Origin of the sequence: Anoxybacillus sp. FSL W8-0382, from assembly GCF_038003845.1 — a bacterium.
In the GTDB taxonomy this organism is placed as follows: domain Bacteria; phylum Bacillota; class Bacilli; order Bacillales; family Anoxybacillaceae; genus Anoxybacillus; species Anoxybacillus flavithermus_G.
This window is the reverse complement of record NZ_JBBOPX010000001.1, coordinates 1,038,409-1,061,540: the sequence shown is the minus strand read 5'-3', so window position 1 is coordinate 1,061,540 and position 23,132 is coordinate 1,038,409. Positions and strand designations below refer to the sequence as shown.

Below are 23,132 nucleotides of genomic sequence, written 5' to 3'. Positions count from 1 at the left end.
GACTATGGTAATGTACGCATCTCGTCTGTTTGTCGGTGACGCTTCCTTTTACTTCGATCATCTCTCATCATTCCCTTTTCTTATAATCGGAAACGAGGCAAAATCAGACGCCATCGCTACATTCGGAAAAATTGTCTTTGTCTCTTCCAGAAGTTGGTTGCACATTTCCCCTTGATAACGCGAGCTAATATGTGTCAAAATAAGCTGCTTCGCCCCAGCCCGCTTCGCCACCTCAGCCGCTTGCACCGTTGTGGAATGATAGTAATCTCGCGCTAAATGGGCTTCGTTTGCACTAAACGTTGCTTCATGTACGAGCACGTCCACTCCTTCGGCAAGTTCCACACTTGCCTCACAATAACGCGTATCTCCCATAATCGCAATCATACGTCCTTTTTTTGGCGGGGCAACAAATTTTCGTCCATCAATCACCGTTCCATCGTCTAACGTAACAAGCTCTCCACGTTTAATTTGTTGATAAATGGGACCTGGCTTCACCCCGAGGGCACGCAACTCGTCAACGAGCAACGTACCCGGTAAATCTTTTTCAACAATTCGGAAACCGTATGAAGGTAAACCATGGTCAAGCAATTTTGCTGTAACAACAAACTGTTCGTCTTCAAATATGACTCCTTCTGTAAACTCTTCAATATACAACTCATATTTCAGTCGCGTGCCGCTGACCGTTAATGCAGTTTCAATAAACGAACGAATACCTGCTGGACCGTAAACAAAAAGAGGTGTTTCTCCACCTTGAAACGAACGGCTACCAAGCAATCCAGGTAAACCAAAAATGTGATCGCCGTGTAAGTGAGTAATAAAAATACGTTCAATGCGTCTTGGACGAATAGACGTATGTAAAATTTGATGTTGCGTTGCTTCTCCGCAATCGAATAGCCATGTTGCTCCTCTTTCTTCTAACAACTGAAGGGCAATCGCGGATACGTTTCTACCTTTTGATGGGACGCCAGAGCCTGTCCCTAAAAACAATAATTCCACGCTACGATCTCCTCTCTTTTCTTTAATCGGATAAAACATTTGCGTTTACCACAGTAAACCTCTAAAATTACATTATCATGAACCTTTCAAAAAATGAATAAAAGCGAGGTATATGGTCCGTGAATGACGTACAACCAAAAGCGACAATTGTAATTTTTGGCGCGACTGGCGACTTAGCAAAGCGTAAACTATTCCCATCTATTTATAAACTTTATCAAAAAGGAAAGCTTGCTGAACAGTTTGCGGTTGTTGGTGTTGCCCGTCGTCCACATACAGACGAATCGTTTCGCCACTACGTAAAAGAAACGATTGAAGAAGCGACGAAACAAGAATTAATAGATGAAAAGTTTATTTCTCATTTTTACTATCATTCACTAGATGCGACAAATACGCAATCATATGAACAATTAAATGAATTATTAACTCGTGTGGAAGAACAATTTCATATTCCAGGCAACCGCATTTTTTACTTGGCGATGGCACCGGAATTTTTCGGAACGATTACATCGCACTTGAAATCCGAGGGGCTGACGGCCACAAACGGCTGGACGCGATTAGTCATTGAAAAACCGTTCGGTCACGATTTACAAAGTGCACAAAGATTAAATGAAGAAATTCGCCAATCGTTTTCGGAGGAGCAAATTTTCCGGATTGACCATTATCTCGGCAAAGAAATGGTGCAAAACATCGAAGTCATTCGCTTTGCGAACGCCATTTTCGAGCCGCTTTGGAACAACCGCTTTATTGCTAATATTCAAATTACATCAAGCGAAACGCTCGGTGTAGAAGATCGCGGCCGCTATTATGACCATTCCGGCGCGCTTCGCGATATGGTACAAAACCATATGTTGCAAATGGTTGCCCTTTTGGCGATGGAGCCTCCGATTAAGCTGACAACTGATGATATTCGTAGCGAAAAAGTAAAAGTGCTTCGTGCGCTTCGCCCGATGACGCACGATGACGTAGAAACATATTTCGTGCGTGGGCAATACGGACGTGGTATCGTGCGCGGACAACAAGTCGTCGGATATCGTGAAGAACATAGTGTCGATCCAAACTCCAATACGGAAACATTTGTTGCAGGGAAACTAATGATCGACAACTTCCGCTGGGCAGGTGTGCCGTTTTACATACGAACAGGAAAACGAATGACAGAAAAATCAACAAAAATTGTTGTGCAATTTAAAGATGTGCCGATGAATTTATATTATCGCACAAGCGAGCACGTTCATCCGAACTTGCTCGTCATCCACATTCAGCCCGATGAAGGCATTACCCTTCATTTAAACGCGAAAAAAAGCGGCGAAAGCATGAAAACGACACCAATTAAGCTAGATTACTGCAACAACTGCATCGACGGCATTAACACGCCGGAAGCGTATGAGAAATTGTTATACGACTGCATGCGCGGCGATGCGACAAACTTTACACACTGGGACGAAGTCGCTGCTTCTTGGAGCTTTGTCGACCCAATTTCTGAAGTATGGGCAAATACGAAAGCGGTGGACTTCCCGAACTACGAAGCTGGATCGATGGGGCCGAAAAAAGCGGATGAACTATTGCAAAAAGACGGCTTCCACTGGTGGTCGCTAAACGGAACAATGTAAGGAGGAACGAAACATGAAAATGTACGATGTCACCGCTCCAATTTTTGAAGGCATGCCTGTGTATAAAAACAAACCGGAAAAACAACCGAAACTAACGACCGTCACGAACGATTACGTCACTGAATCGCGCATCGACATGGATGTGCATACAGGCACGCACATTGATGCGCCGCTCCATATGGTAAAAAACGGAGAAACGTTTGAAACGATTCCGCTTGAAAAACTCGTCGGCTACTGCAAAGTATTAGACGTGACAAACGTCGATGATCGCATTACAAAAGAAGATCTCATTCATTTTGATATTCAAGAAAACGATTTTCTCTTATTCAAAACAAAAAACTCGTTTGACGACGCTTTTAACTTTGAATTTATTTACGTTGCTGAAGATGCGGCAACATATTTAGCCGAAAAACGTATTCGAGGTGTTGGTATCGACGCGCTTGGCGTCGAGCGCAATCAAGCGGGACACCCGACGCATAAAACGCTGTTTAGCCATGGCATTATCATTATCGAAGGGCTTCGGCTAAAAGACGTCCCAGCAGGCGAATATTGGATGGTTGCCGCTCCGCTTAAACTCGTCGGCACCGACGCCGCCCCAGCGCGTGTATTGTTGTTTGAACAATAAACGAACCCCCTAGAGCCATTTGCCCTAGGGGGTTCGTTTATTTCAACCATTCCGTATGGAAGATGCCTTCTTTGTCGACGCGCTCGTATGTGTGCGCACCGAAGTAGTCGCGCTGTGCTTGAATAAGGTTTGCTGGCAATGTTTCCATCCGGTAGCTGTCGTAATATGCTAAAGCGCTGGCAAATGCCGGAACCGGGATACCGCGCATCGCTGCCGTTGCAACGATTTCGCGAAGCGATTGTTGATAGTTTTCGACGATTTCTTTAAAGTATGGGTCAAGCAATAAGTTTGGCAGCGCTGGATCGCGGTCGTACGCTTCTTTAATTTTTTGTAAAAATTGCGCGCGAATAATGCAGCCGCCGCGGAAAATCATCGCGATGTTGCCGTATTGTAAATTCCAATTGTATTCTTCTGACGCAGCTTTCATTTGCGCAAAGCCTTGGGCGTACGAGCAAATTTTGCTCATGTAAAGCGCACGGCGAACAGCTTCGATGAAATGCGCACGGTCGCCTTCGTACGGTTTCACAGCTGGTCCAGCTAATAGCTTGCTTGCTTTCACGCGCTCTTCTTTCATCGCCGAAATAAAGCGAGCAAATACCGATTCCGTAATAATTGGAAGCGGAACGCCTAAATCGAGCGCGTTTTGGCTCGTCCATTTTCCTGTCCCTTTTTGCCCTGCTTTGTCTAAAATGACATCGACAAGCGGCTTTCCTGTTTCTTCATCAATTTTTGTAAAAATGTCTGCCGTAATTTCGATTAAATAGCTATCTAACTCCCCTTTATTCCACTCGGCAAATACTTCATGAAGCTCTTGGGCGTTTAATCCAAGCACATGTTTTAATAAAAAGTACGCTTCGGCAATTAACTGCATATCGCCGTATTCGATGCCATTATGCACCATTTTTACGTAATGGCCTGCACCGTCTGGACCGATATATGTCGTGCACGGTTCGCCATCGACTTTTGCCGCGATCGCTTCAAAAATCGGACGGACGAGTTCGTGCGCTTCTTTTTGTCCGCCCGGCATGATGGAAGGACCTTTCAACGCCCCTTCTTCTCCGCCGGAAACGCCTGTACCGATAAAATGAATGCCGAGTTCCGCAAGTTCTTTATTGCGACGTTGTGTATCTTTAAAATACGTATTGCCGCCGTCGATGACGATATCGCCTTTTTCTAAATACGGCTTTAATTGCTCAATTGTTGCGTCTGTTGCCGCGCCTGCCTTCACCATTAATAAAATTTTGCGCGGCTTCTCAAGCGCGTTAACAAACTCTTCGATGCTGTATGTACCGACGATGTTTTTCCCTTCCGCTTCTCGTAAAAACTCGTCTGTTTTTTCACGCGAACGGTTATATACTGCTACCGAATACCCGCGACTTTCAATGTTGAGCGCCAAGTTTTTTCCCATGACCGCTAAACCGATCACACCAATTTGTTGTTTCGCCATAGTAAACGTTCCTTTCTATTTTTGATTGTTCAAAAAAGAACATACCATAATCTTCTTTTCTCGTTCAAGTGTTCTGTTTCTCATTCCTCATATGTTCTTTAATTGAGCTTGCTCCTTCTAAATTGTCAAACAATATCGTCGGATCGATAACAGTAATGAGCCGATCAGGCAAGTTGGCAATCCCGATGAAATATGGCGTCTGTTGATAAGCAAGCATATTCACTTGCTTCATCATATGTGGTGGAATATCAATAATCTCTTTTGCATCGTCTACGATGAACGCGACATGTAAATCGCCCGTATGTACGACGACAAGCCGCGTTTTTTCTGTTTCTGCATACGGACGGCGATATAAAATTTGCGACGTATCAAGCACGGGAACAAGTTCACCGCGAATGCGCACAACGCCAATCATATACGAAGGCATGCTCGGAATGAGCGTCGGCTGGCTCATTTTTTCGATGGAAACAACATGTTCGACCGGAATGGCGTATTGTTCGTTAGACAATTGGAAAACGACGACTTTATTCATCGTTTCACCCCCTCGCAGCCACTTCCTCAATAATAGCGATGACCATTTCCGTTGTTTTAACAAGTTCTTCAATTGGCATTCGTTCATTTGTTGTGTGAATATCTTCATAACCGATCGCTAAATTGACCGTTGGAATGCCGAATCCTGCAATGACGTTCGCATCGCTACCGCCGCCGCTGCGCAACAACTCATGTGGACGACCAATTTTTTCAGCCGCTCGTTTTGCCACTTCAACAACATGATCTCCGTCACCAAATTTAAATCCTGGATACATCACTTCCACATGAACATCTGCACGACCGCCCATTTCTTCCGCTACGCGCTCAAACGCTTCTTTCATTTTTGCGACTTGTGCTTCCATTTTTTCTGGCACAAGGGAACGTGCCTCAGCTAAAATATCGACACGATCGCAAACGATGTTCGTTTGTGTTCCCCCTTCAAAACGGCCGATGTTTGCGGTTGTTTCTTCGTCAATGCGCCCAAGCGGCATTTGCGCAATTGCTTTTGCGGCGATCGTAATGGCTGATACACCACGCTCTGGGGCAACACCCGCATGAGCTGTCTTTCCGTGAACAGTCACTTTCAACTTTGCTTGCGTCGGAGCAGCAACGATAATTTGTCCGACTTTTCCATCACTATCTAACGCATATCCAAATTTCGCTTGAATGAGCGATGGATCGAGCGCCTTCGCTCCAACGAGCCCCGATTCTTCACCGACAGTAATAATAAATTGAATCGTCCCATGCGCGATTTGTTTTTCTTTTAACATGCGGATCGCTTCAAACATGGCGGCAATCCCTGCTTTATCGTCCGCTCCTAAAATCGTCGTACCATCTGTGACAATGTAACCGTCTTGAATGGACGGTTTTACCCCTTTGCCTGGCACAACGGTATCCATATGAGATGTAAAGTAAATTGGATCGACTCCTTCTTTTGTCGCTGGCAATGTGCAAATTAAATTTCCCGCCCCATGCCCTGTTTGCGCTGTCGTATCATCTTCAATGACGTGCAAACCGAGCGCTTCAAACTTTCCTTTCAACACATCCGCAATCTCGCGCTCATATTTCGTTTCCGAATCAATTTGCACAAGCTCTAAAAATTCTTCAACTAGACGCTGCTTATTGACCATCATACTTCCTCCTATGTATGTACTCATCTTTAAGTATAACGGATTTTTACATCGTTTGCGAAATCGTACGATTATTTTTCGAAAAACATATACCGCCAAACAACTGGCGGTATATACTTACAACGGAATATTCCCATGTTTTTTTTTCGGGCGTTCTTCCTGCTTATGACGAAGCATGTCGAGTGCTTGAATAAGCTTGATTCTCGTGTCACGTGGGTCGATAACATCATCAACCATGCCGTATTTCGCTGCAACATAAGGATTGGCGAATTTATCGCGATATTCTTCAATTTTTTGCGCTCTTGTTTCTTCTGGATTCGGGCTGTTTTCAATTTCGCCTGCAAAAATAATGTTCGCCGCCCCTTGTGGCCCCATAACGGCAATTTCTGCATTTGGCCATGCGTACACAACATCCGCCCCGATCGATTTACTGTTTAATGCAACGTATGCTCCACCGTATGCTTTCCGTAAAATAACCGTAATTTTCGGCACGGTCGCTTCCGAATACGCATATAAAATTTTCGCCCCATGGCGAATGATGCCGCCATGTTCTTGTTTGACTCCCGGGAAAAAGCCTGTCACGTCTTCAAATGTAATAATCGGAATGTTAAATGAATCGCAAAAGCGAATAAAGCGGGCTGCTTTATCCGATGAGTCAATATCTAGTCCTCCCGCCATAAACTTCGGCTGGTTGCATACGAGTCCGACAACTTCTCCCTTCATGCGCGCAAAGCCAATGACAATGTTTTTCGCAAAATCTTTTTGCACTTCCATAAACGATCCTTCATCAACGACTTGTAGCACAACGTTGCGCACATCGTACGGTCTGACCGCGTCAATTGGAATCGCATCCGCTAAATCAGGACGGTAGTCATCTTCATTGGCAACAGGCTTGATCAGTGGTTTTTCTTGGCAGTTTGCTGGCAAATAGCTTAACAGCCGTCGTACTTGGGCAAGCACGTCTTCTTCTGTCGCTCCTGAAAAATGAGCGTTTCCGCTAATTGTATTATGAACGCGGGCACCACCTAAATCTTCCGCACTAATTTTTTCTCCTGTCACCGTTTCAATCACTTTCGGTCCAGTAATAAACATTTGGCTCGTTTTTTCGACCATAAAAACAAAATCGGTAATGGCAGGTGAATAGACAGCACCACCCGCACATGGACCCATAATGACTGAAATTTGCGGAATGACGCCAGAATAGATGGAATTACGGTAAAAAATATGGCCGTAGCCATCGAGGGACAATACTCCTTCTTGAATGCGGGCACCACCGGAATCATTTAAACCAACGATTGGTACACCTGTTTTTGCTGCTAAGTCCATAATATTCGCAATTTTTTTCGCGTGCATTTCCCCAAGCGCGCCACCGAATACAGTAAAATCTTGTGAAAATACAAACACTGTTCGACCATCGATTTTCCCGTATCCTGTGACAACTCCGTCACCCGGACCTTTTTTTCCTGCTAATCCAAAATCGGTGCAACGATGTTCAATAAACGGGTTTAACTCGACGAACGTCCCTTCATCCAACAAAAGATCAATGCGCTCCCTTGCCGTTAATTTCCCTTTCGCGTGCTGCTTGGCGATTTTATCGTCGCCGCCACCGAGTTCAATTTCACGCCGGCGGTCATATAGCTCATTAATTTTATCATACATATCCATTATTGCCCGCCCTCTCTTTCACAAAGCTCGTACAATACTCCGTGAGCGGACTTTGGATGCATGAAGGCGATAAGCGCCCCTCCCGCTCCGCGTTTTGGTTGCTCATGAATCATGCGAATGCCATTATTTTTTAACTCCTGAATGCGCAGTTCAATATCATCGACGCCAAGCGCGACATGATGAATCCCTTCGCCTCTTTTTTCAATAAAAGAAGCAATTGGGCTATGTTCAGAAAGCGGCTCAAGCAATTCAATTTTTACATCGCCGACTTTTAAAAATGCTACCCTCACCTGCTCTGATTCGACCGTTTCAATGCCAACGCACGATAAACCGAGCGTATCCGTATAAAACGGAAGCGCCTCATCTAATGATTTCACAGCAATACCAATATGATCGACTTTTTTTACTTCCATTACCCCAGCCCCTTTGTTGTTCTCGGCTGCAAACCGTGTATGTATTTCGACACCTTTTTTCTTTTTTCCTTCTTTTTTTGCATGTTTTCATACTTGTTTGCCGAACAGCATGTTTGTACAATAGGAAGAAGAGGTGAAGATGATGCATTCAAAAAAAGTGCAAAAAATTGTTGTTTATTTAATGCTCGGTTCGATGCTGTTAACATCTTTGCTTGCTGGATTAAGCATGTGGATATAGAACAAGCTGACCGTATTCGGCCAGCTTGTTCTATTTAAGCGCCCCGTACTTTTTCCCGAGCTGATGAAATGATTCGTTCGTTTTTACGATCGCTACTTTCGTTCCTAATGGCACGTTCGGATATAGCGCTTCGACATCGCGATTATGCATGCGTACGCATCCTTCCGTTATATAACGTCCAATCGATTCGGGTCGATTCGTTCCATGAATGCCGTACGTTCGACCGTCCGTTCCACGTGCATCAAATCCGATCCATCTCGTACCAAGCGGGTTGTTCGGTGCTCCTCCTGGAATGTTTTTTTCCGATAATAAGGATTTACTGCCTTAACAGTTACCGTAAATATCCCTTCTGGCGTGAGTGCATTCGTTTTTCCTGTCGCCACTCGATATATGCGTTCAATTTTCCCATGGCGAATAAAAGCAAGTTGGTTCGTTTGCTTATTGACAATAATCATCGGATCACCCACGCGCGGATTATCTCCAAGCGACCAAAGCGGTGAAAGAAAAAGAAAGAAAGCAAACAAAAACGGCATGATCTCACCCTTTTTTCATCCTATTTCGCGCAGGAGACTCCCACTTCAACGAACAAAGGAGTAAGTGGGAGAGGAATGCGCGTTCCCTCTTTCTTTTGTGTATGATATAATAGAGGCGTGGAGAAAACCGTTTAATAAAGGCACTCCAGTAACTGCTACTCGATGTATGGAGTTGGTTACAGGAAACGTTGTAACCGTAAAACATCGAGCGTGGGTCCGTCTGTTGTGTGTGGAAGCCAAGTACTGCCAACAGACATGCCGAGAGAATCGGTAACGATGCGGGCATGACCTGCATCGTTGGGTAGTCGTCAACCTGCCCCTGATGCAACCCCAAGTCAAGGAAGGAGGACAAAGTCCGTTTGCACTTCTGGGGAGTTGCAAGCCCCCACTTCAAGCGTTAGCTAAGTGGGGGTAGTTGACTATTGTGCATCAAAAAAGAGCGATCATACCGTTATAACTGACTTTTAATGATTAAATATTGCTCCATCTCTTTTACAAAATGCAAAAGAGCAGCTCGCTCTTCAAATTCCTCGCGCGTTTTTGGCAAAGGCATTTGTTGGAACTGCTTTTTCATCTCCTCAAGTTGTCGAATAAAACGGTCTGCTGTATTTCCCGGGTGAATCGCATCGCTTAATTCATCAATAAAATCGGCAATCATATTTCGTTGCTCAACTGTGTACGTCATCGAGCTGATGAGCGGCAGCATGCGTTCAATAATTTCAAATTGTCGTTCACGCATACGAAAATATCGATAATAATAATCTTCATTGCGTAAAAAATGGTTTTCAATGTTTTGTAACGCAAGCGCTTTTGCTCGCTTTAACGTATCGCTTGCTAGCGCAATTTCTTTCCCATCCCACAAGCTTTCGTTCGTCCGTAAATAATGAACAATTTCTTTAAAAATGATGCGAAATAAATCTTCTACAATCCGTTGATATTCTTTTAAATCTTTTTCCACGCTTGGCATGTACATATTGACAAGTAAAGCGATACCGATCCCGATGATCATTAACATCACTTCGTTATATACGAGAGACCACGTCATCGCTTTCGCCATGTATACGTGTAAAATAATAACCGCACTTGTCGCAATCCCTTCGGTCACTTTCAAGGCAACAGTCGTTGGAATGAAAAACAGCAGCAATAAACCGATCGAAAGCGGATGATAGCGAAGTCCTTCAAAAAAGAGAAATGAAAACAATAAGCCAACTAAACCGGCAACAAAGCGAGCACGTGCCGTCTGCAACGACTTTTTTTTCGTCACTTGAATACAAAGTATTGTAATAATGCCGGCAGAAGCAAAATTTTCAAGGTGCAACCATTGGGCAAGCGCAATGGCACTCGCTGTTCCAATCGCTGTCTTCACTGTTCGATAACCAATTTTTAACATGACTATCACACTCCGCCCTCATTATAACATATTCAACAATAAAAGGTGCCCATAACGGACACCTTTACGTTTGCTCGTATAAACGAATTAATTGCTGTGCGGCCATTGTGACCGGCTGTTTTCCTTCCATCACCTGTTGTTCAATGTTCGGCAATTGTTGCTGTACAGCCGGATGATGAAAAAAGCGGATATGCAAATAATCTTTAATCATCGCATGCAGCCAATCTTTCATCTGTTCCTTTCTTCTTTCCTCAAACACGCCGGATTGTTTTGTCGTTTGCACAAACCGTTCGATTACTTCCCAAATTTGTTCAATTCCTTCTCCGTGAAGAGAAGAGCATGTGTATGCTTTCGTCTCCCATCCTTTCGTGGCATGGCGTAAATAATGTAAAATTTGATTATATTCTTCTTTCGCCAACTCTGCTTTCTGTTTATTATCACCATCTGCTTTATTAATAACGATCGCATCGACGAGTTCCATCATCCCTTTTTTCATTCCTTGCAGTTCATCACCAGCGCCTGTTAGCGCAAGCAATAGAAAAAAATCAACCATGCCGCGTACTGCCACTTCACTTTGACCAACACCGACCGTTTCCACGAGAATAATATCATATCCTGCTGCTTCACAAAGCAACATCGTCTCACGTGTTTTCCGATGCACTCCCCCGAGCGTACCACCCGATGGAGAAGGACGAATAAACGCACGCGGATGGCGAGCTAAATATTCCATGCGCGTTTTATCGCCAAGAATGCTTCCGCCTGTAAGCGAGCTGCTCGGATCGATCGCTAATACCGCAACCCGATGACCTTTATCGCATAAAAATTGTCCGAATGCTTCAATGAATGTGCTTTTGCCTGCACCCGGAACACCAGTAATGCCAATGCGAACCGAACGCCCTACATAAGGAAGGATCTCATGCAATATGCGCTGAGCCTTTTCTGTATGTTTTGCCGCATTGCTTTCAATGAGTGTGATCGCTTGCGCTAAAATGGTTCTATTATTATTTAATACACCTGCGACATATTCTTCAATCGAAAGCTCTTTTCGTTTTACCCATCGTCTTTCTTTTGTCGGCTGAACACGATCGTTTCCTTTCACGTACGACGTTGTAAACATATTGTGGTCATCCGCCCATTCTGGTCGAGATGTTCGCTCCTCGCTCATTCGCTCACTTCCTCGTAACCGAGTCGTCGATAAATTTCGTGCAACACTTTTTGAGCTGCGACCGGGATGATCGTACCTGGTCCAAAAATAGCCGCTGCACCATGTTCATATAAAAATTCGTAATCTTGTGGTGGGATGACGCCACCAACGACAACAATAATATCTTCTCGCCCTAGTTTGCGTAACTCTTCCACAAGCTGTGGCAGTAACGTTTTATGTCCAGCAGCGAGCGAGCTCATCCCAACGACGTGAACATCGTTTTCAACCGCTTGTCGCGCCGTTTCTTCCGGCGTTTGGAAAAGCGGACCAATATCGACGTCAAACCCTAAATCTGCAAATGCGGTCGCGATCACTTTTGCCCCACGGTCATGTCCATCTTGACCCATTTTGGCGATTAAAATGCGCGGCCGTCTTCCTTCTAACTCATAAAATTCATCCGTCATTTTTTTGACGCGTGCAATTTCTTCTTCGTTCGTAAACTCTGCGCTATATACCCCGCTAACGGAACGAATGACTGCTTTATGTCGGCCTGCTACTTTTTCAATTGCATACGAAATTTCGCCTAACGTCGCGCGCGCACGAGCGGCTTCTACCGCCAATTCTAATAAGTTTCCTTCGCCTGTTTCCGTCGCTTTCGTAATCGCTTGCAGCGTTTGTTGCACACGCGCTTCATCCCGAGACGCACGCAACTGTTTTAATTTTTCGATTTGTCGCATGCGAACAGCCGTATTATCGACTTCTAAAATATCGATCGGCTCTTCTTTTTCTGGACGATATTTATTCACACCGATAATCGTCTCCGCACCAGAATCAATTTTGGCTTGCCGTCTTGCTGCTGCTTCTTCAATGCGCATTTTTGGCAATCCTGTTTCAATCGCTTTCGCCATACCACCGAGATTTTCGATTTCTTCAATATGTTTCCACGCTCGCTTCATTAGTTCGTTCGTCAACGTTTCGACGTAATACGAGCCTGCCCACGGGTCAATGACGCGACAAATGCCCGTTTCTTCTTGCAAATAAAGCTGCGTATTGCGAGCGATGCGCGCAGAAAAGTCGGTCGGTAACGCAATTGCTTCATCAAGTGCGTTCGTATGAAGCGACTGCGTATGCCCCATCGCCGCTGCATGCGCTTCAATGAGTGTACGGACAACGTTGTTGAACGGGTCTTGTTCGGTTAAACTCCAGCCTGATGTTTGCGAATGCGTTCGCAACGCTAACGACTTCGGATTTTTCGGGTTAAATGTTTTCATCATTTTCGCCCAAATCACGCGCGCCGCACGCATTTTTGCCACTTCCATAAAATAGTTCATGCCGATTGCCCAGAAAAACGATAAACGAGGGGCGAACGAGTCGATGTCAATGCCTGCTTTTAAGCCTGTACGCACATACTCAAGCCCATCGGCAAGCGTATAGGCAAGCTCAATATCCGCCGGCGCACCAGCTTCCTGCATGTGATAGCCGGAAATGCTAATGCTATTGAATTTTGGCATATATTTTGCAGTATAGGCGAAAATGTCGGCGATAATGCGCATCGACGTTTCTGGCGGATAAATATACGTATTGCGCACCATATATTCTTTTAAAATGTCGTTTTGGATTGTGCCGGACAGTTTGTCTTGCGTCACTCCCTGCTCTTCGGCGGTAACGATGTAAAACGCCATGATTGGGAGCACAGCCCCGTTCATCGTCATCGATACGGACATTTGATCAAGCGGAATGCCATCAAATAACGTCTTCATATCGAGGACGGAATCGATAGCGACCCCTGCTTTGCCGACATCGCCAACAACGCGCGGATGGTCTGAATCGTAACCACGGTGGGTAGCAAGGTCAAACGCAACAGACAAGCCCTTTTGTCCCATCGCTAAATTGCGGCGATAAAACGCATTGCTTTCCTCTGCAGTAGAAAAACCAGCGTATTGACGGATCGTCCATGGACGATTGACGTACATGGATGGGTACGGTCCGCGTAAATATGGTGGAATACCCGGCATATAGTCAAGAAAGTCAAAACCTTCAATATCTTTTTTTGTATATAGTGGTTTAAGCGTAATTTGTTCGTTTGTTTGGAAAAAAAGGTCGTCAATCGATGTTTGCAGCTTTTCTTCGATTGTCTGCTTCCATTGTTGTTCGCTTACAAGATCTTTCGGACATTGCAAGGAAACGTTCGTAAAATCAACCTTTCTGCCCATCGAGAGCCACCCCCATCTCCTTCATAAACGCTACAAGCGTTTCATAGCAGTTCGAACCGATGTGAATAAACCCGTCAATCCCTGCTTGAACGAATGTATTTTCGATGTCAGGCGCTTGTTTTCCAGCGACGTACAGTTTCAGCTGTGGATTCGCTTTTTTCAATTCCGACGCAAGCGCTGGAACGGTATTGATATAGCTTTCATCGGTGCCGCAAACAATATAATGAGTTCCGCCCGCAGCAAGCGCTCCTTTTACTGCTTCCTCATTCGACATATAGCCGTCATTTTTAACGACGGCAAAACCGCCCGCTTCAAAAAAGCCGGTGATAAAATCGGCTCTCGCTTTATGGTTCGGAATCGCACCGAGGTTGATCAGATGCACCGTCGGACGTTTCCCGCTCTTTTCCGAGTGATGCTCCGCCGCTTTCCGCAGCTGCTCAAACGGCTCTGCCAAGCGCCATTGCCGAATCGGCTGAATCGCAATGGAAGGGCCGGCCGTTGCTAACGCGGCGTTTATGTCTTGAGCGGTCGCTCGACGTTGAGCGAAAGAAACAGCTGTTTGCATCCATGATGTTCCGCTAAATGTAACGTTTACTTCGTTGCCATGCACCTCATCGAGCGACTGCTCAGAAGCGCTGCGTTGTTGCACCGGCGGTTCTGCTAAATTAGCGTAAAAGTTTGTGCCGACAATTTTTTCTTTGCGCATTTTCACATTTTGTTCGCGCAACTTAGCGACTTTTTCGACCTCCGCCTGCACAAATCCTTCTTCAAGCACTTTTGTCATGCCGCCTTTTGCTTCGATTTGTTGGAACAGTTTCCATGCTTCTTCGGCGACTTGTACCGTCAATGTTTCCACATAATATGAGCCGCCAGCCGGGTCGATGACTTTCCCGATGTGCGCTTCTTCTAGTAAAATCAATTGTGTATTACGGGCAATTCTTCGGGAAAACTCATCCGCTGGTCGAATCGCTTCGTCAAACGGGGAAACGTGTAAACTATTCGCCCCACCGACAATCGCAGCAAACGCTTCTGCTGATGCCCGAAGCATGTTTACATACGGGTCATAAACGGTTTTCGTGAAATACGACGTTCGCGCATGAAGCGACATTTTTTGCGCTCGTTCGCTGCCGCCAAACGCTTGAATAATATTCGACCACATCGCACGAGCCGCGCGCAGTTTCGCGATTTCCATAAAAAAGTCAGCACCGATCGCGAACGAAAAACTCATTCGTTCGGCCACCTCATCGACCGTCAACCCGCGCTTTAAACATTCGTTGATATATTCGACGGCAGTCGCAAACGAAAACGCTAACTCTTGCACCGCATTGGCCCCACCGTGATGATACGGTTCTCCGTGAACGATGATCGTTTTTATCAAAGGCAGCTGTTCTTTCGCCCATCTCGTCACATCCGCCATCACGTCATACAGCGTCGAAAGCGACGTAGGAAGTTCTCCTTTTATCGCTAATGCCGAAAGCGGATCCATGCCGATTGTTCCGCGCAATGAATCGAGCGGAAGTTGTTGCTTATGAAAATAAGCGATAAACAGCGCCAAAACTGACAACGAACATGCCCCTGCATCGAGACGAATCGAATAGTCGGAAAGCGAAATGCCAGAAAACATCGTTTCGACATCCTCTAGCGACGTGATAGAAAATCCGAGCTCGTCTAAAATAAGATGAATTTCCGTCTGTCCTCTTGCGATATCGTATGTTGCGATTTCGTTCCATTCCTTAGGACTTTTGGCAGAAATGGCTTGACTGACTGCCCATGGCTTTTTCATATACCCATCCGGCTCCGTCCCGCGCACATAGCTAGGAAACCCCGGATATTGCTCAGGAGTTGTCTCTATGTCGCTTCGTATATAGATCGGTTTTATTTGTAGTTGCTCATACGTTGTTGTCACTAACTTTTCAAGCGGTTTTCCTTTAAGCGATTTTTCTGCTTCTTGTTCCCATTCGTCATATTTCGGAATAGGAAACGAGGCGTTTTTCATCGTTAACAAATCCGCCATTAACAACCCCTCCCCTTTGAAGACATTTAAAGCGCTTTCTTTTCAATTTTTGAAACATTCATTACATATTTATTGTAGTATATATAGACTGCTTGGGCAACGAACAAGTGTAAAATGGATAATATGATGAAAGAGGGGTCCTAAGTGGACACCCTCTTTTCGTTTAATAAATTGGCGTATTGTCTTTCGATATGTTTTCTAAAATGTCTTTCACGCGCGCTAAGAAGCGGCCGCAAATTAAGCCATCGAGCACGCGATGATCCAGCGATAAGCAAAGGTTAACCATATCACGAACAGCAATCATGCCGTCTTTTACAACAGGTCGTTTCACGATCGATTCCACTTGTAAAATCGCCGCTTGTGGATAGTTGATGATTCCCATGGATTGAACGGAGCCAAACGAACCTGTATTGTTAACCGTAAACGTACCACCTTGCATATCTTCCGGACGGAGCTTGCCTGCGCGCACTTTTGCGGCTAATTCCGCAATCTCACGTGCAATCCCTTTAATCGATTTTTCATCCGCATGTTTAATAACTGGGACAAAAAGTGCGTCATCTGTCGCTACGGCAATTGAAATGTTAATATCTTTCTTTTGAACAATTTTGTCTCCTGCCCACATCGAGTTCATTTGTGGGAATTCTTTTAACGCTTGAGCCACCGCTTTTACAAAAAACGCAAAATACGTTAAGTTAAACCCTTCGCGCTTTTTAAATTCGTCTTTAATCGAATCGCGATAAGCGACTAAGTTCGTCACATCGACTTCAACCATCGTCCATGCGTGCGGTGCTTCATGTTTACTGCGAAGCATGTTTGTCGCAATGGCTTTACGCACTGGTGTGACAGGAATTTCGATGTCGCCCGCTTGCACAGAAACGCTCGGTGCTTGCTGTTTTGGTAATTCCACTTTTGGTGCGACTTCCTGTTTCGATACTTCTACTTGTTGGATCGGCTCGGCGACTTGCTTTGGCGCATCCGCTTTCGGTACGTTACCAGACTCAATGAATTTGAGTAAATCTTTGCGCGTAATGCGACCGCCCATACCTGTTCCTGTCACTTGTGTTAAATCGATGTTATGTTCTTGCGCGAGACGAAGAACAGCTGGCGAATAGCGTCCGCGCTCACCGCCTTGCTTTTTCATCGGTTGTTTATTCGCTTGTTCATTCGTCGGCGGCAATTCGTTTTCCACGCTCGTTTGCTTTTCTTCTACTTGTCCTTCTCCTTCGACTTCAATCGTACAAATGACGGCACCAACAGGCAATGTTTCCCCTTCTTTTGCGATAATTTCTTTAATAACACCAGCAAATGAAGATGGAATTTCTGCATTGACTTTATCGGTCATTACTTCAGCAAGTGGATCGTATTTATTGACGCGATCGCCAACCGATACGAGCCATTGGCTAATCGTTCCTTCCGTTACGCTTTCACCAAGCTGTGGCATCGTAATTTTCTCAATCGCCATCGTCACTCCTCCTTAAAACTGCGCCAATTCGCGCATTGCCTTTTCGACTTTATCTGGGTTGACCATAAAGAATTTTTCCATCGTTGGCGCATATGGCATCGCTGGAACGTCTGGACCAGCAAGTCGCATAATTGGAGCATCTAAATCAAATAAACAATGTTCTGCAATAATGGCAGCGACTTCGCTCATGACGCTTCCCTCTTTATTGTCTTCTGTCACAAGCAACACTTTTCCTGTTTTGCTTGCTGCTTCAATGATCGCTTCTTTATCAAGCGGATATACAGTACGCAAATCTAAAATGTGAGCAGAAATGCCTTCTTGCGCTAATTTTTCAGCAGCTTGTAATGCGAAATGAACACATAAACCGTACGTAATAACTGTAATATCTTCTCCTTCGCGTTTTACATCCGCTTTACCAATCGGTAATACATAATCATCCGTTGGTACTTCCCCTTTAATGAGACGATACGCTCGTTTATGTTCAAAGAACAGCACAGGGTCTTCGTCACGGATGGCCGCTTTTAATAATCCTTTTACGTCGTATGGTGTAGATGGCATAACAATTTTTAACCCCGGCTGGTTTGCAAAAATCGCTTCGACCGATTGTGAATGGTATAATGCTCCATGAACTCCACCGCCATATGGGGCACGAATGACAATCGGACAGTTCCAATCGTTATTGGAGCGATAACGAATGCGCGCTGCTTCAGAAATAATTTGGTTTACAGCGGGCATAATAAAGTCCGCAAATTGAATTTCTGCAATTGGACGCAATCCGTACATCGCGGCGCCAATGCCGACGCCAACAATTGCAGATTCCGCTAGCGGCGTATCAATGACGCGTTCTTCACCAAATTGATCGTAAAGCCCTTGCGTTGCTTTAAATACCCCCCCCTTTTTCCCAACGTCTTCCCCGAGTACGAATACGCGTGGGTCACGTTCCATTTCTTCGCGAATCGCCATCGTAACGGCATCGATATATGAAATGACAGGCATATTTATTCCTCCTCTGCGTATACGTATTTCAACGCATGTTCTGGTTGTGCATATGGTGCTTTTTCTGCGTAGTCTGTTGCTTCGTTCACTTGTTTCATGACGCGATCGAGAATTTCTTTTTCCAACTCATCTGTTAATACGCCTACTTCTTTTAAGTAGTTTGCAAATAAATAAATTGGATCTTTTGACTTTGCCTCTGCAATTTCTTCTGGCGTACGATATGCACGATCGTCATCATCCGACGAATGCGCTGTTAAGCGATAAGCAACCGTTTCAATTAATGTTGGTCCTTCACCACGGCGCGCACGATCGGCTGCTTCTTTGACAACGCGATATACTTCAAGCGGATCTGTACCATCCACTGTATACCCTGGCATGCCATAGCCGATGGCACGATCTGACACCTTTTCGCATGCTAATTGTTTTTCAATTGGAACAGAGATCGCATATTTATTGTTTTCGCACATAAAAATGACCGGCAGCTTATGAACTCCTGCAAAGTTAGCCCCTTCATGGAAGTCACCTTGGTTCGAAGACCCTTCCCCAAATGTAACGAACGATACGAAATCTTTTTTCTCCATTTTCGCTGCTAAAGCGATCCCAACAGCATGTGGTACTTGTGTTGTAACTGGAGAAGAACCTGTGACGATGCGGTTTTTCTTTTTCCCGAAATGCCCTGGCATTTGGCGACCGCCAGAGTTTGGATCTTCCGCTTTTGCAAATGCGGAAAGCATCAATTCTGTCGGCGTCATCCCAAACGTTAATACGACGCCCATATCGCGATAATATGGCAACACATAATCTTTCGTACGATCCAAAGCGAATGCCGCTCCTACTTGCGCCGCTTCTTGCCCTTGACAAGAGATCACGAACGGAATTTTACCTGCGCGGTTTAATAACCACATCCGTTCGTCAATTTTACGTGCTAACACCATCGTTTCATACATTTGTAAAACGGTTTCATCGCTTAAACCGAGTTGTTTATGACGATTTTCCGCCATCATTCATTCCTCCTTTAAAAATGAATCGCTTTTCCATCAACAGCAAGCGCTGCTTCCATCATCGCCTCTGACAGCGTCGGATGCGGATGAATGGTGTGAGCAATTTCCCACGGTGTCGCATCAAGCACACGTGCTAATCCAGCTTCGGAAATCATATCTGTGACGTGCGGACCAACCATATGCACGCCGAGCAAATCGTCTGTTTTTGCATCAGCAACAATTTTTACAAACCCTTCAGCTTCTCCGTATACAAGCGCTTTTCCAATCGCTTTGAAAGGGAATTTGCCGACTTTCACGTCATATCCTTTTGCCTTCGCCTCTTCTTCTGTCAAACCTACACTTGCTGCCTCCGGACGACTATAAATACATTTTGGCACCATCGCATAATCAAGCGGATGAACTTCTTTTCCAGCAAGATGCTCAATCGCAATAATCCCTTCATGTGAAGCGACATGAGCAAGCTGTAAGCCACCGATCACATCCCCAATGGCGTAAATATGTTTTTCTTTCGTTTGATAATATTCGTTCGTTTGAATAAAGCCTTTTTCAATGACAATGTCAGTATTTTCTAATCCAATACCTTCAATATTTGCTTGACGTCCAACGGAAACGAGCATTTTGTCTGCTGTAAACGTTTCATTTTGTCCGTTGATTTCTGCTTGAATGCGGACACCATTTTCAACAACGAGTGTGTCAGGCAATACTTTTGCTTTTGTAACGATGCGTACACCACGTTGTTTTAATATTTTTTCAATTTCTTTGGAGACATCGCGATCTTCTGTTGGCAAAATACGATCTGCATATTCAATGACTGTAACATCCACGCCAAAGTCATTCAACATCGATGCCCATTCGATGCCAATGACGCCACCACCGACAATAATGATCGAAGATGGCAACGTCCCCATGCGCAACGCTTCATCTGAAGTCATGACAAATTGACCGTCAATTGTTAACCCCGGTAGTGTGCGCGGACGAGATCCTGTTGCGATAACAACGTATTTTGGTACAAGCATTTCATTTTCTGTTCCGTCATTCATCTCGACCGAAATCGTACCTGGCATCGGTGAAAAAATCGAAGGTCCTAAAATGCGTCCCGTTCCTTCATATACATCGATTTTCCCTTTTTTCATTAACATGTGGATGCCTTTATGCAGTTGATCAATAATCGCTTGCTTACGCGCTTGCACTTTCGCAAAATCTAATCGTACCTCGCTAGCTACTACACCAAACGTTTCACTTTCTTTCGTTTGTGCATACACTTCCGCGCTCCGTAATAATGCTTTGCTTGGAATACATCCCGCATGCAAACACGTTCCTCCAAGTTTTCCTTTTTCGACAACCGCTGTTTTTAAACCGAGCTGAGCAGCACGAATCGCAGCGACGTATCCGCCTGTTCCGCCTCCAAGTATGACTACATCGTATTCTTTTGCCATCATTTCATCCCCTTAAACCGTTGTTTTGACCGCTTGTGGATATTGTTTCGCTTCTTCTTCTCCACGCAATACGCGAAGCGCTCCTTCAGCGAGTGCCTGCAGTTCATTCTCTCCTGGCTGCACGATGACATCGGCAATCCATTGTACGCGATCAGCAATTTCTTTTACAAACTGTTTTCCGTATGCTAAACCGCCCGTTAAAATAATGGCATCAACTTTTCCTGATAATACTGCGCTTGCTGCTCCAATTTCTTTCGCTACTTGATACGCCATCGCACTATAAATGAGCTTCGCCTTTTCGTCGCCATTTTCAATCATTTTTTCGACTTTCACTGCATCATTCGTCCCTAAGTAACCAACGAGACCTCCGCCTCCAACGAGCATGCGCATAATTTCTTCTCGATAATATTCACCAGAGAAACAGAGAGAAACGAGATCACCCGCTGGCACAGTACCGGCACGTTCAGGGCTAAACGGACCTTCTCCGTCCAATCCGTTGTTGACATCAATAACGCGTCCGCGTTGATGTGCACCAACTGTAATACCTCCGCCCATATGCGCGACGATGAAATTGACCTCCTCATATGTTTTTCCCATTTGCTTGGCGACGCGGCGAGCGACTGCTTTTTGATTTAACGCGTGGAAAATGCTGCGACGCTCAATTAATGAAAAGCCAGAAACGCGAGCAATCGGGTCAAGTTCATCTACAACGACTGGATCGACGATAAACGCTGGAATGTTTAATGCTGAAGCAATTTCGTGCGCTAAAATTCCACCGAGATTCGAAGCGTGCGGGCCTGAGTATCCGCGTCTTAAATCTTGCAACATTGCTTCGTTCACGGCATACGTACCGCCTTCAATCGGACGAAGTAAGCCACCGCGTCCGCATACTGCGTCGAGCTTAGAAATGTTAATTCCTTCATGATCGAGCGTTTCTAAAATCGTTTGTTTGCGAAATTCGTATTGGTCAATAATTTTTTTATACGCTCGTAACGCTTCTGTATCATGACGAATCGTTTTTTCTAAAATGGAGCACTCGTTATCAAAGACGCCAATTTTCGTTGACGTCGATCCCGGATTAATGACTAAGATGCGAAATGAATGTTCCTGCAATGTTTGACCCTCCATATTTATCATCGACGAAGCGAGAACATACGTCCTCGCTTCATTGCATATTTTTAGCGCGTACGGCGACGACTTAAAATGTGTTGGCCGTTTTGTAAAAATTGGCTACGTGATTGACGCATTTTCGCAATGCGTTCTTCAGCTAAACGGTCTGCTGCTTGGTATGTTGGAATGCCGTCACGCTTGGCAATTTCGATGACTTTTTCAATATTGTTATAAATTTGTTCAACTTTTTTCAGCGCACGTTCACGGTTGTAGCCATATAGCTCATCTGCTACGTTAATAACGCCGCCTGCATTAATAACATAGTCTGGCGCATAAACGATTCCCATTTCATGAATGATGTCTCCATGTCTTGGTTCACGCAATTGGTTGTTCGCAGCACCCGCGATGACTTTTGCTTTTAATTGTGGAATCGTTTGGTCATTAATAATGCCTCCAAGCGCACACGGAGCGAAAATATCGCATTGTACACCATAAATGTCGTTCGGATCTACCGCTTGCGCCCCAAATTCTTCAACAACGCGTTGCACCGCCTCTTTATTAATGTCTGTAACGATCAGCCTCGCTCCTTCTTCATGAAGATGACGGCATAAATTGTAAGCAACATTACCAACACCTTGTACCGCGATCACTTTTCCTTCAAGCGAATCGCTACCAAATGCTTCTTTTGCCGCTGCTTTCATACCGCGATACACGCCGTATGCAGTAACCGGAGAAGGATTTCCAGATGAACCGAACGCTGGCGAAATACCTGTCACATAATCTGTTTCTTCGTAAATAATGTCCATATCAGCAACCGTTGTACCAACGTCTTCCGCTGTAATATAACGGCCATTTAACCCTTGAATGAAGCGACCGAACGCACGGAACATCGCTTCGTTTTTATCTTTACGCGGATCCCCAATGATAACCGCTTTTCCACCGCCAAGATTTAATCCAGCTGCTGCGTTTTTGTATGTCATCCCACGCGCTAAACGAAGCGCATCTTCAATGGCTGCATCTTCTGATTCATACATCCACATGCGCGTACCGCCTAACGCTGGTCCAAGCGTTGTATCGTGAATCGCAATGATCGCTTTTAATCCTGATTCTTTATCTTGGCAAAATACTAATTGCTCATAGTCGTATTGTTCCATATATTTAAAAATCTCCATCTTTCGTTC

19 protein-coding genes and 1 pseudogene are annotated in these 23,132 nt (G+C 45.0%); 3 read left to right on the top strand and 17 right to left on the bottom strand.

All coding sequences use genetic code 11. The features are described 5' to 3' along the window. Nucleotides 1-57 precede the first annotated feature (57 nt). Complete coding sequence (rnz, locus tag NSS60_RS05580; protein WP_004889645.1) at nt 58-996, bottom strand: ribonuclease Z; 939 nt, start codon at nt 994-996, stop codon at nt 58-60. A 119-nt stretch (nt 997-1,115) separates the two neighbouring features. Between rnz and zwf the strand changes: the two genes are divergently transcribed. Continuing rightward, on the top strand, nt 1,116-2,603 hold the full coding sequence (gene zwf / locus NSS60_RS05575) for a glucose-6-phosphate dehydrogenase (RefSeq protein ID WP_340720708.1): 1,488 nt from the start codon (nt 1,116-1,118) through the stop codon (nt 2,601-2,603). 13 nt (nt 2,604-2,616) lie between these two features. Beyond that, nucleotides 2,617-3,228: a cyclase family protein gene (locus NSS60_RS05570; RefSeq protein WP_340720707.1), complete on the top strand. Its 612-nt coding sequence runs from the start codon at nt 2,617-2,619 to the stop codon at nt 3,226-3,228. A 37-nt stretch (nt 3,229-3,265) separates the two neighbouring features. On the opposite strand, the gene gndA is transcribed toward NSS60_RS05570, so the two are convergent. From gndA to mce, 5 genes are all read right to left on the bottom strand, one after another. Continuing rightward, the gene (gene gndA, locus NSS60_RS05565; RefSeq protein WP_340720706.1) at nt 3,266-4,675 is read right to left on the bottom strand and encodes an NADP-dependent phosphogluconate dehydrogenase; all 1,410 of its coding nucleotides are present in this window, start codon (nt 4,673-4,675) and stop codon (nt 3,266-3,268) included. A gap of 64 nt (nt 4,676-4,739) precedes the next feature. Further along, a complete protein-coding gene (locus NSS60_RS05560) occupies nt 4,740-5,207 on the bottom strand; it encodes a chemotaxis protein CheW (protein WP_340720705.1) in 468 nt (155 codons plus the stop codon). A gap of 4 nt (nt 5,208-5,211) precedes the next feature. Continuing rightward, complete coding sequence (locus tag NSS60_RS05555; RefSeq protein ID WP_340720704.1) at nt 5,212-6,336, bottom strand: M20/M25/M40 family metallo-hydrolase; 1,125 nt, start codon at nt 6,334-6,336, stop codon at nt 5,212-5,214. Nucleotides 6,337-6,453: 117 nt separating this feature from the next. Further along, nucleotides 6,454-8,004 carry an acyl-CoA carboxylase subunit beta gene (locus tag NSS60_RS05550; RefSeq protein WP_340720950.1) on the bottom strand — a complete coding sequence of 517 codons (1,551 nt, stop codon included), beginning with the start codon at nt 8,002-8,004 and terminating at the stop codon, nt 6,454-6,456. Beyond that, the gene (mce, locus tag NSS60_RS05545; RefSeq protein ID WP_339173619.1) at nt 8,001-8,414 is read right to left on the bottom strand and encodes a methylmalonyl-CoA epimerase; all 414 of its coding nucleotides are present in this window, start codon (nt 8,412-8,414) and stop codon (nt 8,001-8,003) included. The genes NSS60_RS05550 and mce overlap by 4 nt, the downstream gene beginning before the upstream one ends. A 142-nt stretch (nt 8,415-8,556) precedes the next feature. Here mce and prli42 point away from each other — a divergent pair, with 142 nt between their 5' ends. Beyond that, nucleotides 8,557-8,652, top strand: coding sequence for a stressosome-associated protein Prli42 (gene prli42, locus NSS60_RS05540; protein WP_009373849.1), 96 nt, complete (start codon nt 8,557-8,559; stop codon nt 8,650-8,652). 30 nt (nt 8,653-8,682) lie between these two features. Here prli42 and NSS60_RS05535 read toward each other — a convergent pair. The 11 genes and pseudogenes from NSS60_RS05535 to bcd form a co-directional block, all read right to left on the bottom strand. Then, a pseudogene (locus NSS60_RS05535) lies at nt 8,683-9,185 on the bottom strand (L,D-transpeptidase). Between the two features lie 451 nt (nt 9,186-9,636). Then, complete coding sequence (locus NSS60_RS05530; RefSeq protein WP_004889630.1) at nt 9,637-10,575, bottom strand: aromatic acid exporter family protein; 939 nt, start codon at nt 10,573-10,575, stop codon at nt 9,637-9,639. 64 nt (nt 10,576-10,639) lie between these two features. Continuing rightward, nucleotides 10,640-11,740 (bottom strand): methylmalonyl Co-A mutase-associated GTPase MeaB, encoded by a 1,101-nt coding sequence (gene meaB / locus NSS60_RS05525; RefSeq protein ID WP_340720703.1) that lies wholly within the window; start codon nt 11,738-11,740, stop codon nt 10,640-10,642. Then, the gene (gene scpA / locus NSS60_RS05520) at nt 11,737-13,932 is read right to left on the bottom strand and encodes a methylmalonyl-CoA mutase (RefSeq protein ID WP_004889627.1); all 2,196 of its coding nucleotides are present in this window, start codon (nt 13,930-13,932) and stop codon (nt 11,737-11,739) included. The genes meaB and scpA overlap by 4 nt, the downstream gene beginning before the upstream one ends. Beyond that, nucleotides 13,916-15,946: a methylmalonyl-CoA mutase family protein gene (locus NSS60_RS05515; protein ID WP_004889626.1), complete on the bottom strand. Its 2,031-nt coding sequence runs from the start codon at nt 15,944-15,946 to the stop codon at nt 13,916-13,918. Before NSS60_RS05515 ends, scpA begins: the two co-directional genes overlap by 17 nt. A 163-nt stretch (nt 15,947-16,109) precedes the next feature. Continuing rightward, nucleotides 16,110-17,408, bottom strand: coding sequence for a dihydrolipoamide acetyltransferase family protein (locus NSS60_RS05510; RefSeq protein ID WP_340720702.1), 1,299 nt, complete (start codon nt 17,406-17,408; stop codon nt 16,110-16,112). Between the two features lie 12 nt (nt 17,409-17,420). Next, nucleotides 17,421-18,404, bottom strand: coding sequence for an alpha-ketoacid dehydrogenase subunit beta (locus tag NSS60_RS05505; RefSeq protein ID WP_003394199.1), 984 nt, complete (start codon nt 18,402-18,404; stop codon nt 17,421-17,423). Between the two features lie 2 nt (nt 18,405-18,406). Beyond that, nucleotides 18,407-19,405 (bottom strand): thiamine pyrophosphate-dependent dehydrogenase E1 component subunit alpha, encoded by a 999-nt coding sequence (locus NSS60_RS05500; protein WP_004889623.1) that lies wholly within the window; start codon nt 19,403-19,405, stop codon nt 18,407-18,409. A gap of 14 nt (nt 19,406-19,419) precedes the next feature. Further along, nucleotides 19,420-20,841: a dihydrolipoyl dehydrogenase gene (gene lpdA, locus NSS60_RS05495; RefSeq protein WP_004889622.1), complete on the bottom strand. Its 1,422-nt coding sequence runs from the start codon at nt 20,839-20,841 to the stop codon at nt 19,420-19,422. A 12-nt stretch (nt 20,842-20,853) separates the two neighbouring features. Continuing rightward, nucleotides 20,854-21,954, bottom strand: a complete 1,101-nt coding sequence (gene buk / locus NSS60_RS05490; protein ID WP_340720701.1) for a butyrate kinase — start codon at nt 21,952-21,954, stop codon at nt 20,854-20,856. Between the two features lie 65 nt (nt 21,955-22,019). After that, nucleotides 22,020-23,123: a branched-chain amino acid dehydrogenase gene (gene bcd / locus NSS60_RS05485; RefSeq protein WP_340720700.1), complete on the bottom strand. Its 1,104-nt coding sequence runs from the start codon at nt 23,121-23,123 to the stop codon at nt 22,020-22,022. Nucleotides 23,124-23,132: the final 9 nt, after the last annotated feature.